This is a genomic window from Tardiphaga robiniae (genome assembly GCF_001618955.1).
Lineage (GTDB): Bacteria > Pseudomonadota > Alphaproteobacteria > Rhizobiales > Xanthobacteraceae > Tardiphaga > Tardiphaga robiniae_A.
In genome coordinates this window covers 278,801-295,013 of the sequence record NZ_LVYV01000056.1, presented here as the reverse complement: position 1 = coordinate 295,013, position 16,213 = coordinate 278,801, and the positions used below count along the sequence as shown (strand labels likewise).

Sequence of the window (16,213 nt, the reverse complement as noted above, 5' to 3'; positions counted from 1 at the left end):
GCGAAATCTTCAACCACTGCGCCTCGTTCAATTCGTAGCGCTTCGTCGCCATCACATGCTCCGTCCAAATCACGGAACCCTATGAATCAGCGATTAGACCTCTTGGGAATCCTCAATGTCGATTGGCTCTAGTGCTGTTTGCTTATCTGCTAACCCTCGTCGATAGCAAAGCCGCTGGACGCACTTACGCGGCCTATGGCGGCATCTACATCATCGCGTCGGTGCTGTGGCTGTGGCTGGCGGAAGGTCACAGGCCGGACCGTTGGGACTCTCGGGTGCGGCCGTCTGCTTAGCTGGCGCCGCCATCATTCGGGCCGCGCTCAGCATAGTTGGAACACGTCAGTTGCTGAAACGTGATCTGACGCTTCAAGGCCACGCAGCGCCCGTAGGGCTTGGCCTTGAGGCGTCCGTGACGGTGTGCCTCGCAACTCTACGAGCCGCATAATCTATCTTATGTAATAAAGAGCAGGATTAAGTGTGGGGCGTCTAGCGACTAGCTGTGCGAGCTACCTTCAGCAGCCGAGGCCGCCGAACTCCTCGCCCGCCGCTGTTCCCACTCGACGATCTCGGCTTCTTCAAAATAGCTACGACCACGGATCACGGTCGGACGCGATGCTAAATTTTTCGGACCGGAGCGAATCCAGAAGCACACGCAACGGTCGGTCTGGCGCTCAAAGGGTTCGGTTGGCCTGATAAGTTAAGCTAGTTACCTCATTCACCTAGCTATACATATGTGGAGCGGCGCCTTGTAGTCCGCTCGGATCAGTCGTGAATTGTGCGGTGGCGGGAGAGCCGTCAAATCCAAACCAGCGTTTATGTTTGACGACTTCGCTAACTCGGCAAAGCGGTCGTTATGACCTGCAGTATCCACCCGATCCGCACGTTCAACAGCAGTGCTAAACCCGGTTGCAAGCTTGAGCGCTCCGGTTTCGTCGGCTTTCTCATGCTGGCCGGCTCGCTTACGGCCGTTAACAGAATTATGCCCCCGCAGTTCATAGAGCGCGGCCTACGCCGGCAACGAAGCGCAGGAACGCAATATGAGGTCTAGAGCGTTCCATCGAGATATGCCCTAAACGCTACAGTAAAGGTGGTCCCGCCGGTTGGATTGTCTTCAATGCGAATTGATGCGTCGTGAATGTCTACTATCCTGCGGACAATTGATAGACCCAAGCCGGTGCTCCCGGAACGCTTCCGATCTCGGCGCCAAAAGCGTTGAAATATAAGCTCCCGCTCGTCTGGAGAGATCCCTGAGCCGGCGTCCTTGATACCTAGCGTTCCGTCTCGCTGAATCAAAAATTCGACGGTTGTGCCTTCCGCGGTGTACTCCACCGCGTTATTTGCGAGATTGAGCACAGCCCGCCGGATCATCTCCCGATTACCAAAGACGAGCACAGGCTCCTCGCCTCCCGTCAGGGCGACCGTCTTTCTTTGGGAAATGGCGAGCGGCGCGACAAATGCTGCAACGTTTTCGCAGATCTCCCTCAGATCTGCGATCTCGTCAGGAGAGATTTCGGCGGTCTCGACCTCGGCGAATTCCAGAAGCTGATTGACCAGGTGGCTGATGCTGTCGAGATCCCTGCGCAAGCTCGCGACCAATTCCTGGTTGCCGACGAGATCCAGTCGCGTGCGAATAACGGTTAGCGGCGTTCTCAGTTCATGGGCCGCGTCGGCTGCAAATTCGCGCTGCACGCGAAAGCCTTCATCGAGTCGATCCAGAGCACGGTTGACCGCCATCATCAACGGCTTGATCTCGAGCGGCATATTGTCGGCGGGAAGGCGAACATCCGTGCGTGTCGGTCCGATATTCTGAGCGACCAGCGACGCGTGTCTCAGCGGCCGCAGCGCTCTGCGGAAGATAGCGATATCGATCACGAGCAGAATCAACAGGATCGGAACGGTGATCCATCCGACCTCTCGGAAAAATCCCCGGGTGATGTCATCCGTCAAGGCATCGCGGTTCGACAGATTTTCGCCGGTTTGTATCCAGAAGTCCTTGCCATCGAGATTTTTGCGAAGGCTCACCCCCGAAATCGTAGCATCGCCGCGCCGCGCTTCATCAAGTGAGAGATCGGTTTTCGCCCAGTCCGAAAAGACCGGCGCGTGGTTGGCCTGTGACGAGAACAGGACGGTACCATTCTCGTCGACGACGGCGTAGAGATATCGGTTATAGGGCTGCGAGTAGATGCCTTGCAGATCGGGTGGCAGCTGCAGGGCGGGCTTTCCGTCCGCCCCCATGCGCAGATGCGAGGCGATCGCCGTCGCCTGCTTGCGCATCGCTTCGTCATGGATATTGTCGGTTGCGCGATTGAGCAACCAGGATAGCGCGATGCACATCGCCAGCGACGTAATTGCAACGGCCACGATGTGTAGCACCACGACACGTGAGAGAATCGAATTGAGAGGACGCACTTATTGGTCCTCGGAAATGAGGTAGCCGACGCCGCGGATTGTATGGATCTGCGCCTTCGAGCCTTTCTCGCTTAGTTGCTTGCGCAGCCGGTGGACATAGACCTCGATGGCATTCGATCCGACGTCTTCCGACAATCCGAAGATGCTGTCCTCGAGTTGCCGCTTGGAAACCACGCGTCCCTTACTGCGCATCAGATGTTCGAGCACCGTCGTTTCGCGGACTGACAGCGGCTGGGGCGTGTCATCGATCAAGCATCGCCGTTCGCGGGTGTCGAAGCTGAGATTGGCGACCTTCAGCGACGCGCCAAGCAACTGGCCCGGCCGTCGAAGCTGGGCCTCAATCCGCGCCAGCAGTTCCTCGAGCGCGAAGGGTTTCACCAGATAGTCGTCGGCGCCGAGCTTCAGACCGGACACCCGGTCGTCCAGTCCGCCGCGGGCCGTGAGCAGGATGACGGGAATGGAATCGCTCCGGCGCCGCAACTCCCGGAGCACATCGAGTCCATCGCCGTCCGGAAGGCCAAGGTCGAGAATGAGGGCGGCATAGGAGACGGTCGACAGAGCGATCCTAGCATCTTCGACCGAGGAGAACCGATCGGACTCATACCCCGCCGTTCGCAGGCCCTGGGCGAGCAGTCCTGCAAGTTCGTCATTATCTTCGATCACAAGCAGCCGCATGGAAATTCTCCCGCGCGGAACTTGGCCGATCTGACCCTCCGGGAGCAAGCCCTGAGGATCTTTAACCTTGGGCCTGCAGCGCCGGAGGCCTGTAAGGCTGCTGTAAGGTTGGAAGGCTATCGGCATCGCGCCCGAGGATCGTCTGAAGCGACGGCCCGCTACCACCAAACAGTGATGTCGTCGGAAGTGATGAAACGTCTCCCCATTCTCATTGCGATCGTGATCCTGGCCGGCCTCGGCCTGGCCGCTCTTGTCGCCGGCCGGCAGTTCTTCGATGTGCAGGCGGCGGTCGGCGATGGCAAAATCGCTGCTGTCGATCCAGCCGCCGACGGTGTTTATCGGCCAACCGAAGCGCAGTGGCGGGCGTTGGAACTCGCTGCCCCCGAAGGCCACGCATTTCGTTCCGAATTCACGACCGAAGGCAAGATCGCGGTTAATGACGAAACGTCGACGCCGGTGTTTTCCCCGTTTGCCGGCCGGACCAGCAAGATTTTCGCCAAGCCGGGTGAGATGATCGAAAAGGGGCAACCGCTCTTCGTACTGGAAGCGGCTGACACCGTGCAAGGCCTCAACGATTACGTGGCGGCCAGCAGCGCCTTCAACACGGCCAAATCGAAGCTGAAGCTCGCGGAGACGATCGAGAAGCGGGCCAACGATCTCTATGCCGGCAAGGCCGTGCCGCTTAAGGACTGGCAGCAGGCACAAGCGGATCTCGCCACAGCGCAGAACGATGCGCGGTCCGGCGAAACGGCGATCGAGGCCGCGCGCAACAAATTGCGCATTCTCGGCCTGAGTGATCAGGCCATCGACCAGTTCGCAGAGAAGCGGCAGATCAATCCAGACACCACCATCGTCGCACCGATCTCGGGCACCGTGGTTCAGCGCAAGCTGGGCCCGGGCCAGTATGTCGGCACCGGTGCGTCCGATCCGGCCTTCGTGATCGGCGATCTGAAGACCGTCTGGCTCGTGGCCTTCGTGCGGGAGACCGATGCGCTGCAGGTCCGGCTCGGTCAGGACGTCTCCTTCAAGGTGCTGGCCGCGCCCAACAGAATCTTTCGCGCTCGCATCGACTATGTCGCATCCGCCTTCGATCCGGTCTCTCGACGCCTGCTCGTGCGTGGCACGATCGACAATTCCGACGGCGTGCTGCGGCCGGAAATGTTCGCCAGCGCGACATTGTTCGACGGTGGCGAGCGTCGGCTATCGCCGAACATTCCGTCAGGCGCGATCATCTACACGGGCGACGAGCCGCGGATCTGGGTTGCGCGTGACGATCACACATTGGAGATGCGCAAGCTTCGCCTCGGATTGATCGACGGCGACAGGGTGCAGGTGCTCGAAGGACTCGATATCGGCGAGCGCGTGGTGGTCAAGGGCAGCATCTTCATCGACCGCGCTGCAAACGCCTATTGAGTTGAGGTAGCGCCGTGACCGCCATCGTTGAATTCGCACTTAAGTTTCGTGTGCTTGTTGTCGTCCTGTTCGTGCTGTCGCTTGGCGCGGGCGTCATCGCGTTCCTGAAGCTGAACATCGAATCCTATCCCGATCCGGTGCCGCCGTTGGTCGATATCGTGACCCAGAGTGCCGGGCAGTCGGCCGAGGAAATCGAGCGTTACATCACGATCCCGATCGAGCAGGCGGTCTCGTCGGTCCCGAATCTCAAGACCATGCGGACGATCTCGCTGTTCGGCCTGTCGGATGTGAAGCTGCAATTCACATACGATGTCACCTATGAGGAAGCCGAGCAGAAAGTGCTCAACCGCCTCAGCCAGTTGCCACAGCTCCCGAATGGTGCCCAGCCGACGATTTCGCCGACCAGCCCGATCGGCGAAATCTTCCGGTACCGGGTCGTCGGCCCGTCGAATTACGGCGTGATGGATCTGAAGACCCTGCAGGAATGGGTAATCGCACGACGTTTCCGCTCGGTGCCCGGCGTCATCGACGTCACCGGCTGGGGCGGAAAGAGCAAGACTTTCGACGTCAATATCGATCTGAACAAGCTGGATGCTGCGGGCCTCACGCTGCCGCAGGTGATCACCGTCCTCAACAACAGCAATATCAATGTCGGCGGCAACACCGTCGATATCGGTCCGCAATCCGCCGTGGTGCGCGGCGTCGGCCTGATCCGCACCCTCGAGGAGGTGCGTGACACCATGCTGTCCTCGTCGAGCGGCAATCCCATTCGCGTCAGCGACATCGCCGAAGTGGCGGTCGGTGCCAAGCCGCGGCTCGGCATTGCCGGCAAGGACAATGACGACGACATCGTGCAGGGCATCGTGCTGATGCGGCGCGGGCAGCAGAGCTTGCCGACCATCCGGCGTGTCGAGGCGGAGGTGGCCAATATCAATGCCAGCGGCATCTTGCCGCCAGGCGTTCGGATCGAGCGCATCTACGACCGCAGCGACCTGATCCAGGCGACGACGCATACGGTCCTGCACAATCTCGCTTTCGGCATCCTGCTGGTGTTCTTCGTGCAGTGGACGTTCCTTGGCGACCTCCGCAGCGCCATGATCGTCGCCGCGACGATTCCGTTCGCGCTGTTCTTTGCCATCGGCATTCTCGTCATCAGGGGCGAGTCGGCCAACCTGCTATCGATAGGCGCGATCGATTTCGGCCTCATCGTCGACGCCACCGTGATCATGGTGGAAAACATCTTCAGGCATCTCGCCGGCCATGCGCGCGCGACCGATCAAGCCGGGCTGCGCCGCGGCTTCAAGGGCAAGCTCGCGGTGATCTTCGATGCGGCGACCCAGGTGAACAGCGCGATCTTCTTCTCGGCGCTGATCATCATCGTCGGCTTCCTGCCGCTGTTCACGCTGAGCGGCGTTGAAGGGCATATTTTCGGGCCGATGGCCAAGACCTATGCCTATGCGCTGAGCGGCGGCTTGCTCGCGACACTCACGGTGTCGCCGGCCCTGAGTGCGGTGCTGCTGCCGGAACGCGTCAAGGAGGTCGAGACCGTCGTGGTGCGCTGGCTGCGCCGGGTCTATGAGCCGGTGCTCAAGCTGGCGCTCGACCGCCGCCGCGCGACACTGGCTGTCGTAGGCCTGCTGGTGCTCGGATCGCTGCTGATGGCGCGCTCGCTCGGCCTCGAATTCCTGCCGCGGCTCGAGGAAGGCAATATGTGGGTGCGTGCCTCGATGCCGCCGTCGATCTCGCTCGATGAAGGCAACAAATACGTCAACCAGATCAGAAAGCTGATCAAGGGGTATCCGGAGGTCGAGACGGTGGTGTCGCAGCAGGGCCGGCCCGACGACGGCACCGACGCGACCGGGTTTTTCAATGCGGAATTCTTCGTGCCGCTGCGCCCGCGCAGCGAGTGGCGCAAGGATGTCGATAAGGAGATGCTGACCAACGAGCTCTCGAACCGCTTGAGCAGCGAGTTTCCGGGCATCGAATTCAACTTCTCCCAATATATCCAGGACAACGTCCAGGAATCCGTGTCCGGCGTGAAGGGCGAGAACTCGATCAAGCTGTTCGGGCCTGATCTCGATGTGCTCACGAAGACGGCGGCGAAGATCAAGGCTGCCATGCAATCGGTGCCCGGCGTCACCGATCTTGCGGTGTTCAACTCGGTCGGGCAGCCGACCATCCGCATCGATGTCGATCGCAACGCCGCCGGGCGTTACGGCCTCGCGCCGGGCGATATCAATTCGGCCGTGCAGACTGCGATCGGCGGGCAGGCGGCCGGCGAGGTCTATGAGGACGGCAGTGACCGGCACTTTCCGATCATGGTTCGGCTGGCTTCGCCCTATCGCAAGAGTATGGGCGCCATCGAGCGCCTGACGATCGGCGTCAGCAACGGCTCCTCGGTGGTGCAGATTCCGTTGAAGGAAGTCGCCAGCGTCAACCTGGTGGCGGGTGCGTCCTTCATCTATCGCGAGCAGCAGCAGCGCTATCTGCCGATCAAGTTCAGCGTGCGCGGCCGCGATCTCGGCAGCACGGTGCTGGAAGCGCAGAAGAAGATCGCCGACGAGGTGACGTTGCCGCCGGGCTACCGGCTGGAATGGGTCGGCGAGTTCGGAAATCTGCAGGATGCGATCGCGCGGCTCAAGGTGATCGTGCCGATCACGATCCTCCTGATCAGCGTCATCTTGTATTTCCACTTCTCCTCGTTCCGCGACATGTGCCTCGCTTTGAGCGTCATTCCGATGGCGATGATCGGCGGCATCTTCACGCTCGGCGTGACCGGCACCGCGTTCAGCGTGTCGGCGGCGATCGGGTTCATCGCGCTGTTCGGCATTTCGGTGATGGAGGGCATCATTCTGCTGTCCTACTTCAACGAGCAAATCGACGCCGGCATGGCGCGGATGGACGCGCTCGCCGAAGCCTGCCACGCGCGGTTCCGTCCGGTGATGATGACCTGCATCGCCGCCTGCGTCGGCCTTCTGCCGGCAGCATTCTCCACCGAGATCGGGTCACAGGTGCAGCGGCCGTTGGCCTTGGTCGTGGTTGGCGGCATCGTGCTCGCGCCGGTGCTGGTTCTGTTGGTCCTGCCCGTGCTGATCGGCATGTTCTCGCAGCGCGAGCGCGCCGTCGAGGCTGCGCCGAATGCCGTGCCCGCAGAATGATCGGCGTGGCAGTAGGGGGCATGCGATGGTGAAGCGGGGCAGCATCAAGAGCCAGCGACGGGTATCGACGAGTTGTCAGGTCATTGGCGTGACTGCAGCCTTGACGATTTCTGGCGGAGCCGTTCGCGCGGAAAACATGAACGACGCGCTGGTGAAGGCCTATCAGTCCAATCCACAACTCAATGCGGATCGCGCCCGGCAGCGTGCGGCGGACGAGAATGTGCCGCAGGCGATGGCCGGATACAGGCCGCAGGTCGCCGCAACGCTCGGTGTCGGCCTGCAGGCGGTCCGCAATCTTCTGCCTGACAACACCATCCAGAGTGCGACGCTCAAGCCGTGGACGATCGGCGTGACCGTGACGCAGACGCTGTTCAACGGGTTCAAGACCGCCAACAGCGTTCGCGTGGCTGAATTTCAGGTCAAGAGCGGCCGTGAGGCGCTGCGCAATGTCGGTCAGGGCGTTTTGCTCGATGCCGTGACGGCCTACACGAACGTGCTGGCGAGCACGTCACTCCTGGATGCGCAACGTGCCAACGTGTCCGCCTTGCGCGAGACCCTCGAAGTCGCGCGCAAGCGTCTTGCCTCAGGCGACGTGACGCCGACCGATACATCGCAGGCGGAAGCGCGGCTGGCGCGCGGGCAGGCCGATCTCAATGCTGCAGAAGTCGGTCTCGCCATCAACCAGGCGACGTACCTTCAGGTCATCGGCGCTGCGCCCACACGGTTGGCGCCCGCAGAACCAGTCGATCGGCTGCTGCCGACCAGCCGCGACGGTGCGATCACTCAGGCCACCTCAGCCAATCCCGCCGTTCTCGCTGCCCGGTTCGATGTCGATGTAGCGACGACGACCATCAGCGTTGCGGAAAGCAGCCTGTATCCGACGGTCGCCGTGCAGGCGAATGTCAGCCGTTCGATGCAGTCCGACTCGACGCTTGGCACTTACGGGACGGACCAGGCGTCCATCGTCGGCCAGGCCTCCGTGCCGCTCTATGACGGCGGGCTGGCTGCCGCCCAGACGCGGCAAGCCAAGGAACTGGCCACGCAGAGCCGTCAGGTGCTCGAGCAGATCCGCAATCAGGCGCGCACGGCTGCGGTCGGCGCGTGGGTGTCATATGAAGGCAGCAAGATCGCGGTCTCCGCAGCAGAAGCCGAAGTGAAGGCTGCCGGCGTCGCCTTGCAGGGCGTACAGCGCGAAGCGCAAGGCGGCCAACGAACCACCGTCGATGTCCTCAACGCGCAGCAGGATCTGATTCAGGCAAGAGCCCGTCTGATCGGCGCACTGCGTGACCGTGTGATCGCATCATACATCTTGCTGGGCGCAGTCGGCGGGCTGGATGTCCGGACACTAGCTCTCAACACGCCCGATTATCTGCCGGAGGTGCATTACCAGCAGGTGCGCGATGCATGGCTCGGCCTGCGAACGCCGTCGGAGAGATAGCGTGCTCGGTTGCCGGTCTCTGCGGCTCGTTCGCTGCGACGATAGCTACGCAGCGGCCGCGATAGCTGTCCGAGGTGAGTTTTTGACGGAGCGGGATCGTCGCATGGTTCGACCATTCGATTCCCGTTCCGTCTTCGGGTTGCGGGAGGCATGCCGCTCTCAGCGTGTGCCTGTCGCCTTGCGGCTCCGGCTGATGCCCCATCAGCCGGAGCCGCTTGGGCTATCTTTTCGCGCATCGATTCGCACTATGCGGGGTTGTCTCACGGAGAGTTTCGTCTCTGTTTTTCACGGACAGCTGCACAGTTCTCAACGGATTAATCGCATAGCGTCTGCCGCGCCGGATCGCCGATCCCACCTTGCTAGCCGCACCGCGATCGGACTGCCGCGCGAACGAAACTCTGCAGGGCCTCGATCAACGACTTAAAGCTCGCCGTGATAATTGCTGCCGCGACGATGGCAATGCAAAAGCGAGCTCTTCTTCTTGGCGACGGTCATGGGTGCCCGTCCCACCACCGGAAAAACTGGTGCAGGATGCCGAATGCGGTTCTCATAGCGACCTCGTCGCTTCACTACTGCAAGCGGCTGCCAGGCAAAAGAGCGCTCCGAAAATGGCGGCTTCGTCCCAATGGTTTAATGTTAGGTCCAAGAATGGTTCTTTCCGCAGCCCCGCCATCACTGAGCAGAGCACGGCGGACATCCGCAGTTGTTCGCAATCACGCCGAATCTCTCGACATATTCCTGCAGGCTGACTTGCAGAAATTCTCGGTGAAGATGATCCAGACGTCGCCGCGCGTTTCTTGGTCGATAGCAGATTCTTCGGTCTCACTCATCTCGCCTAGTCTTTCTCTTTTTACGCCAATCTACGATCGCCTTGGGCGCGTTGTTGCGCCGGGCAAGTTCCTGCCTTTTCTAATCATCCACATCTGAGGGCGCTTCTTAAGCGGCGTCGTTGTTGGGGGCGGCAGTGGCAATTCATTCGGCTCAAGCAGAGGCGATCTCGCGCGGCGCGCGCATGCTCCGCAGCGCGCTCGGCCCCGCCATTGCGCGATATCTGGAGGACGCCTCGATCGTCGAGGTGATGCTCAACCCCGATGGCCGGTTGTGGATTGATCGGCTGTCGAGCGGCTTGACGGACACGGGACAGAGCCTCTCGGCTGCTGACGGGGAACGCATTGTTCGGCTGGTGGCGCATCACGTCGGTGCCGAAGTGCATGCTGGTGCGCCCCGCGTTTCCGCTGAACTGCCCGAGACCGGAGAGCGTTTTGAGGGCCTCCTGCCACCGGTGGTCGCGGCTCCCGCCTTTGCTATCCGCAAGCCAGCAGCAGCCGTGTTCACGCTTGACGACTACGTTGCCGCCCGCATCATGACCTCGGATCAGGCTGAGGCCTTGCGCAGCGCCGTCGCCGCACGCCGAAACATTCTGGTCGCCGGCGGTACCTCGACTGGCAAGACCACGTTGACCAACGCCCTTCTTGCGGAAGTCGCCAAGACTGCCGACCGTGTGGTGCTGATCGAGGATACGCGCGAACTTGCAGTGCAAGGCGCCGAACCTCGTGGCGCTGCGCACCAAGGACGGCGTGGTCTCACTGTCGGATCTCGTGCGGTCGTCACTTCGTTTGCGACCGGACCGCATCCCCATTGGCGAGGTGCGCGGCGCCGAAGCGCTCGATCTCCTCAAGGCCTGGGGCACCGGCCATCCCGGCGGCATCGGCACCATTCATGCCGGGACTGCGCTGGGCGCTCTGCGCCGGCTCGAGCAACTCATTCAGGAAGCGGTCATCACCGTTCCGCGCGCCCTGATCGCAGAAACCATCAACATTGTCGCCGTTCTAGCCGGCCGCGGCACGGATCGTCGTCTCACCGAACTCGCATGCGTCACCGGGCTCGGACCCGCCGGCGACTACGGCCTTTCACCAGCAGGAGATCAAACATGAGACCTCGATCATCTCTTTCTCACCATGCCATGTCGCTCAGCGTATCAGGCATAGTTCTTTTCGCTTCCGCTCCGGTTTGGGCTGCCGGCTCCAACATGCCGTGGGAGCAGCCGCTCAATCAGATCCTGCAATCGGTCGAGGGACCGGTCGCCAAGATCATCGCGGTGATCATCATCATCGTCACGGGTCTCACGCTCGCCTTCGGCGACTCCTCCGGTGGTTTTCGCCGGTTGATCCAGATCGTGTTCGGCCTGTCGATCGCCTTCGCGGCTTCGAGCTTCTTCTTGTCGTTCTTCTCGTTCGGCGGCGGAGTCCTGGTCTGATGGACGAGCCCGTCGCCGGCCTCATTGCACCCGTGCATCGCGCGCTGACCGAGTCCATCCTGATGGGTGGCGCGCCCCGGGCGGTCGCCATCGTCAACGGCACGCTCGCAGCCGCCCTTGGTCTCGGTCTGCGGCTTTGGATCGCAGGTCTCTTGCTCTGGGCGATCGGCCATGCGGCCGCGGTCTGGGCTGCCAAGCGTGATCCCGCTTTCGTCGATGTGGTGCGCCGTCATCTGCGCATTCCCGGTCATCTCAGCATCTGAGTTCGTGAACATGATCAATCTTGCCGAATACCGCCGCTCAAACACCCACCTCGCGGATTTCCTGCCTTGGGCCGCATTGGTTGGGGACGGCGTCGTCCTCAATAAAGACGGTTCATTCCAGCGCACCGCAAGGTTCCGCGGACCGGATCTCGACAGCGCAGTGCCGGCCGAACTCGTCGCCGTCGCTGGCCGCCTCAATAGCGCCTTGCGCCGTCTCGGTTCGGGCTGGGCCGTTTTTGTTGAAGCTCAACGTCATTCTGCCAGCCGTTATCCGGCAAGCACGTTTCCGGATGTGGCGTCCGCCCTGGTCGACGCGGAGCGCAGAGCCCAGTTCGAAGAGGCGGGAGCTCACTATGAGTCGAGCTATTTTCTCACCTTCCTCTATCTACCGGCAGTTGAGGACGCCGCGCGGGTCGAACGGCTTCTCTACGAGGGCCGCGATCGCACTGAGAGTGCAGACGCACGCGAGGTGTTGCGCGGATTCGTCGATCGTACCGATCGGGTGCTGCAGCTGGTCGAAGGTTTTATGCCCGAATGCGCCTGGCTCGATGACCCGGAGACACTGACCTATCTGCACTCCTGTGTGTCGACGAAGCGTCATCGGGTCCGGGTGCCCGAGACCCCGATGTATCTCGACGCGCTGCTGGCGGACCAGCCGCTGACCGGCGGCCTCGAGCCGATATTGGGGGCATCGCATCTGCGTGTTCTCACCGTCGTTGGGTTTCCGACCGCGACGACGCCCGGAATACTCGACGAACTGAATCGTCTGGCATTTCCGTATCGCTGGTCGACGCGTGCGATCATGCTCGACAAGATCGATGCCACCAAATTGCTGACGAAGATCCGCCGGCAATGGTTCGCCAAGAGGAAGTCGATCGCGGCCATCCTCAAGGAGGTGATGACGAACGAGGCATCGACGCTGCTTGATACAGACGCCCACAACAAGGCGATGGACGCCGATGCCGCGCTCCAGGAACTGGGCTCTGACCAGATCGGTGAAGCCTTTGTCACCGCGACTGTCACCGTATGGGATGACGACCCGCGCATTGCCGATGAAAAGCTGCGCCTGGTCGAAAAGACGATCCAGGGTCGCGACTTCACCGCGATGACTGAGACGGTGAACGCTGTCGAAGCCTGGCTCGGCAGCTTGCCCGGTCATGCCTATGCCAATGTCCGGCAACCACCGGTCTCGACCCTCAACCTGGCCCATATGATTCCGCTATCAGCGATCTGGGCCGGCGAGGTGAGTGACCATCACTTTGCGGCACCGCCTCTGCTGTTCGGAAAAGCCGAGGGTTCGACCCCGTTCCGATTTTCTCTCCATGTCGGTGACGTCGGTCATACCCTGGTGGTTGGTCCGACCGGCGCCGGGAAGTCGGTGCTGCTGGCGCTGATGGCGTTGCAGTTCCGCCGCTATCCGGGGTCGCAGATCTTTGCCTTCGATTTCGGCGGATCGATCCGGGCGGCTGCTCTCGCCATGGGTGGCGACTGGCATGACCTCGGAGGCGCGCTGTCCGACGATGCGTCAGAACCTGTCGCATTGCAGCCGCTGGCCTGGATCGACGACGCCTCCGAGCGGGGCTGGGCGGCCGAATGGATCGCCGCGATCCTGGCGCGGGAAAAAATCGAGATCACGCCGGAGGCCAAGGATCATCTGTGGTCCGCCTTGACGTCACTGGCCTCGGCTCCGATCCAGGAGCGCACGCTGACCGGTCTTTCCGTTCTGCTGCAGTCGAGCGCGCTAAAGCGGGCCTTGCAACCTTATTGCCTGGGAGGACCCTACGGCCGGCTGCTCGACGCCGAATTCGAGCGCCTCGGTGATGCTTCCGTTCAGGCCTTTGAAACCGAAGGATTGATCGGCACCGGCGCCGCCCCCGCGGTCCTTGCTTATCTCTTTCATCGCATCGCAGATCGTCTCGACGGTCGCCCAACCCTTCTCATCGTCGACGAAGGCTGGCTCGCGCTCGATGATGAGGGCTTTGCCGGGCAGTTGCGCGAATGGCTGAAGACCCTACGCAAAAAGAACGCCTCCGTCATCTTCGCCACGCAGTCACTCTCGGATATCGACGGCTCAGCGATTGCACCCGCCATTATCGAGAGTTGCCCGACCCGTATTTTGCTGCCGAACGACCGCGCGATCGAGCCGCAGATTACGGCGATCTATCGCCGCTTTGGTCTCAACGACCGGCAGATCGAGCTTTTGAGCCGGGCGACACCGAAGCGCGACTACTACTGCCAGTCCCGCCGCGGCAATCGGATGTTCGAGCTGGGTCTGGGCGAAATCGCGCTCGCTTTTACTGCGGCCTCTTCGAAGACCGATCAGGCGGCGATCGAACGTCTGCTCGCAGAACACGGCCGCGACGGCTTCGTGCCCGCCTGGCTCCGACATCGCGAAGCGTCGTGGGCCACTGATCTCATCCCCAATCTGAGCAATCTGGAGCCATCGATATGAGACGTCTTTGCGTTCTTGCGGCGGCGGGTGCTGTCGCGTTGTCCCTTGCTGCCATTTCGCCGGTATCTGCGCAGTGGGTCGTCTTCGATCCCAACAACTATGCGCAGAATGTCCTGACAGCGGCGCGCGAGCTGCAGCAGATCAACAACCAGATCACGTCGCTGCAAAACCAGGCGCAGTCACTGATCAATCAGGCAAAAAATCTGGTGAGCCTGCCATACTCGTCGCTGCAGCAACTTCAGTCGTCGATCCAACGCACCCAACAACTGCTCGCTCAGGCGCAACGCATTGCCTACGACGTACAGCAGATCGACCGCGCGTTCTCGACCAACTATGCGCCGGCGACGAGCGACCAATCCAATCAAGCACTCATCACCAACGCGCAATCGCGTTGGCAGAACTCGGTCGCCGCGCTGCAGGACGCCTTGCGTGTGCAGGCCGGCGTTGTCGGCAACCTCGACACCAATCGCACCCAGACGTCGGCGCTCGTGACATCGAGCCAGGGCGCAAGCGGCGCGCTACAGGCGACACAGGCCGGCAACCAGATCCTGGCGCTTCAGGCTCAGCAACTCGCCGATCTCACGGCGACCGTTGCAGCACAAGGCAGGGCGCAAAATCTTGAATCGGCTCAACGCGCAGCGGCGCAGGACCAAGGCCGTGAGCAGCTGCGGCGGTTTCTGACGCCGGGCCAAGGCTATCAATCCTCAAACGTGCAGATGTTTCATTGATGAGTGCGTTCAGCATGTTCAGCCGGGTAGCAGTCGTCATTGCAGCCGGGGTCACGATGCTGGTAGCGGCATGTGCCATCCAGCTGCGTGGTGATAATGACGAAACGGCCTCGAATCCGGCGGCGCCACAGTCCACGGGTACGCTCGAACCTAGCCTGACGCGCTGCCGAACGGTCAGGCCAGAGCAGACGGCGAGCTATGACTACTGTCGCCGGATCTGGGCCGAGAACCGGCGTCGTTTTTTCGGTCAGAAGGGAGGTGCGATGGCTCCCGCTGGCAGTGATGCGCTCTCCAGCCAACCGTCCGAGTTGCCGCCAAAGGATCAGAGCCGGATGCCGCAAGGTTAACCGCCGTCCACCTGGCGCAACTGAAAACACGGTTTTGGGCCCATTCCATGTGGTAGGCGCGCCAGAGCGCAAGATGGGCGACAAGATCACACTCGATGGCAAGGGGGAGGCGTGCTTGTTCGAATGCCGGGTGATCACTGCCGGTGGTGATCCGATTTGCGGCGCGCGGATCGACGTTTGGTCTGACAACGCCGATGGCTTCTATGACGTTCAGCAGCCCGGTATTCAGCCGAAATGGAACAACCGCGGGGTGTTCAGAACCGGCATCGACGGGTGCTACAGTTTCGTCGGTATCAAGCCAGTCTCATACCCGATCCCAAACGATGGTCCGGTAGGGCAGATGCTGGAGAGCTTGGGGCGTCACCCGTACCGGCCTGCACACATGCATTACGTCGTCACCGCGCCAGGCTATCAAAAGATAGTGACGCATACTTTCGTTGGCGACGATCCGTACATCACGTCCGACACCGTGTTCGGTGTCAAACAAACGCTCGTCGCGCCATTTGAACGGATCGACCACGAACACGCAAGCTGGCGATCCAAGTTCGATTTTGTCCTCATTCCCGTGGCGGAGACCGTTTCTACGCTGTGATCTTCGGTGTCATGGCGGTTCATCGAATGACGATGCGGCGCTGAACCGCTAGATGACGGGACGCCGGTGCTTCGCGCGCTGATCGAAGGCCTCAAGTGCGCCGCCGCAACGCCTCATCAAGAATGTCATGGTCCGCGTCGCACGCGGCTGTATATGCTGTGCCGCGGAGCGGTTCTCCGCGGCGACGGCCGTCTGCTACTTACTCGAAGTCATCTTGAATCGACATCTTCGCTAGAGCTACGACGTCCCGGAGCGCCGCAGGTGTGTTGTGCCTAGGCCGACCTCGTTCACCGATTGACGTCAACTACGACTCTTCCACGGATCTGCATGACCGGAACCGAGATCGTGCACATATCCTATCGCGTCGAAGCTTCTGAGAGCTTTCGAGGCGATGGACGACATCTCGGTGTCACATGACCGTCAAAACGACTGCGGCGAAACGATTGTATCGTATCGCACTCTCGACCGTGGGCGTAGTTGA

The 16,213-nt window shown here is 61.4% G+C and carries 10 protein-coding genes and 3 pseudogenes; 11 read left to right on the top strand and 2 right to left on the bottom strand.

Going from position 1 to position 16,213, the window contains the following annotated elements:
- Positions 1 to 122: 122 nt before the first annotated feature.
- Positions 123 to 310: pseudogene (locus A4A58_RS29435) on the top strand (YnfA family protein); the annotation flags it as partial.
- A gap of 734 nt (positions 311 to 1,044) precedes the next feature.
- Here the strand turns inward: A4A58_RS29435 and A4A58_RS29425 are convergent.
- Together A4A58_RS29425 and A4A58_RS29420 are read right to left on the bottom strand one after the other, a co-directional pair.
- Positions 1,045 to 2,409 carry a sensor histidine kinase gene (locus A4A58_RS29425; RefSeq protein ID WP_068738865.1) on the bottom strand — a complete coding sequence of 455 codons (1,365 nt, stop codon included), beginning with the start codon at positions 2,407 to 2,409 and terminating at the stop codon, positions 1,045 to 1,047.
- On the bottom strand, positions 2,410 to 3,084 hold the full coding sequence (locus tag A4A58_RS29420; protein WP_068738864.1) for a response regulator transcription factor: 675 nt from the start codon (positions 3,082 to 3,084) through the stop codon (positions 2,410 to 2,412).
- A gap of 174 nt (positions 3,085 to 3,258) precedes the next feature.
- On the opposite strand from A4A58_RS29420, the gene A4A58_RS29415 reads away from it, so the two are divergent.
- The 10 genes and pseudogenes from A4A58_RS29415 to A4A58_RS29370 all read left to right on the top strand — a co-directional run.
- Positions 3,259 to 4,497, top strand: a complete 1,239-nt coding sequence (locus A4A58_RS29415; protein ID WP_068738863.1) for an efflux RND transporter periplasmic adaptor subunit — start codon at positions 3,259 to 3,261, stop codon at positions 4,495 to 4,497.
- A 14-nt stretch (positions 4,498 to 4,511) separates the two neighbouring features.
- The gene (locus A4A58_RS29410; protein ID WP_068738862.1) at positions 4,512 to 7,655 is read left to right on the top strand and encodes an efflux RND transporter permease subunit; all 3,144 of its coding nucleotides are present in this window, start codon (positions 4,512 to 4,514) and stop codon (positions 7,653 to 7,655) included.
- Between the two features lie 25 nt (positions 7,656 to 7,680).
- The gene (locus tag A4A58_RS29405; RefSeq protein WP_068738861.1) at positions 7,681 to 9,093 is read left to right on the top strand and encodes a TolC family outer membrane protein; all 1,413 of its coding nucleotides are present in this window, start codon (positions 7,681 to 7,683) and stop codon (positions 9,091 to 9,093) included.
- 1,012 nt (positions 9,094 to 10,105) lie between these two features.
- Positions 10,106 to 11,027, top strand: a pseudogene (gene trbB, locus A4A58_RS29400) (P-type conjugative transfer ATPase TrbB).
- Positions 10,964 to 11,350 (top strand): TrbC/VirB2 family protein, encoded by a 387-nt coding sequence (locus A4A58_RS29395; protein ID WP_081422150.1) that lies wholly within the window; start codon positions 10,964 to 10,966, stop codon positions 11,348 to 11,350. Before trbB ends, A4A58_RS29395 begins: the two are co-directional and overlap by 64 nt.
- Positions 11,350 to 11,613, top strand: coding sequence for a VirB3 family type IV secretion system protein (locus A4A58_RS29390; RefSeq protein WP_068738859.1), 264 nt, complete (start codon positions 11,350 to 11,352; stop codon positions 11,611 to 11,613). Before A4A58_RS29395 ends, A4A58_RS29390 begins: the two co-directional genes overlap by 1 nt.
- Positions 11,614 to 11,623: 10 nt before the next feature.
- Entirely contained in the window at positions 11,624 to 14,065 is a 2,442-nt protein-coding gene (trbE, locus tag A4A58_RS29385; protein WP_068738858.1) for a conjugal transfer protein TrbE, read from the top strand.
- The gene (trbJ, locus tag A4A58_RS29380) at positions 14,062 to 14,793 is read left to right on the top strand and encodes a P-type conjugative transfer protein TrbJ (protein WP_068738857.1); all 732 of its coding nucleotides are present in this window, start codon (positions 14,062 to 14,064) and stop codon (positions 14,791 to 14,793) included. Before trbE ends, trbJ begins: the two co-directional genes overlap by 4 nt.
- Positions 14,793 to 15,140, top strand: a complete 348-nt coding sequence (trbK-alt, locus tag A4A58_RS31620) for a putative entry exclusion protein TrbK-alt (RefSeq protein ID WP_081422149.1) — start codon at positions 14,793 to 14,795, stop codon at positions 15,138 to 15,140. Before trbJ ends, trbK-alt begins: the two co-directional genes overlap by 1 nt.
- Positions 15,139 to 15,732, top strand: a pseudogene (locus A4A58_RS29370) (6-chlorohydroxyquinol-1,2-dioxygenase); the annotation flags it as partial. The gene trbK-alt and the pseudogene A4A58_RS29370, both read left to right, overlap by 2 nt.
- Positions 15,733 to 16,213 lie beyond the last annotated feature (481 nt).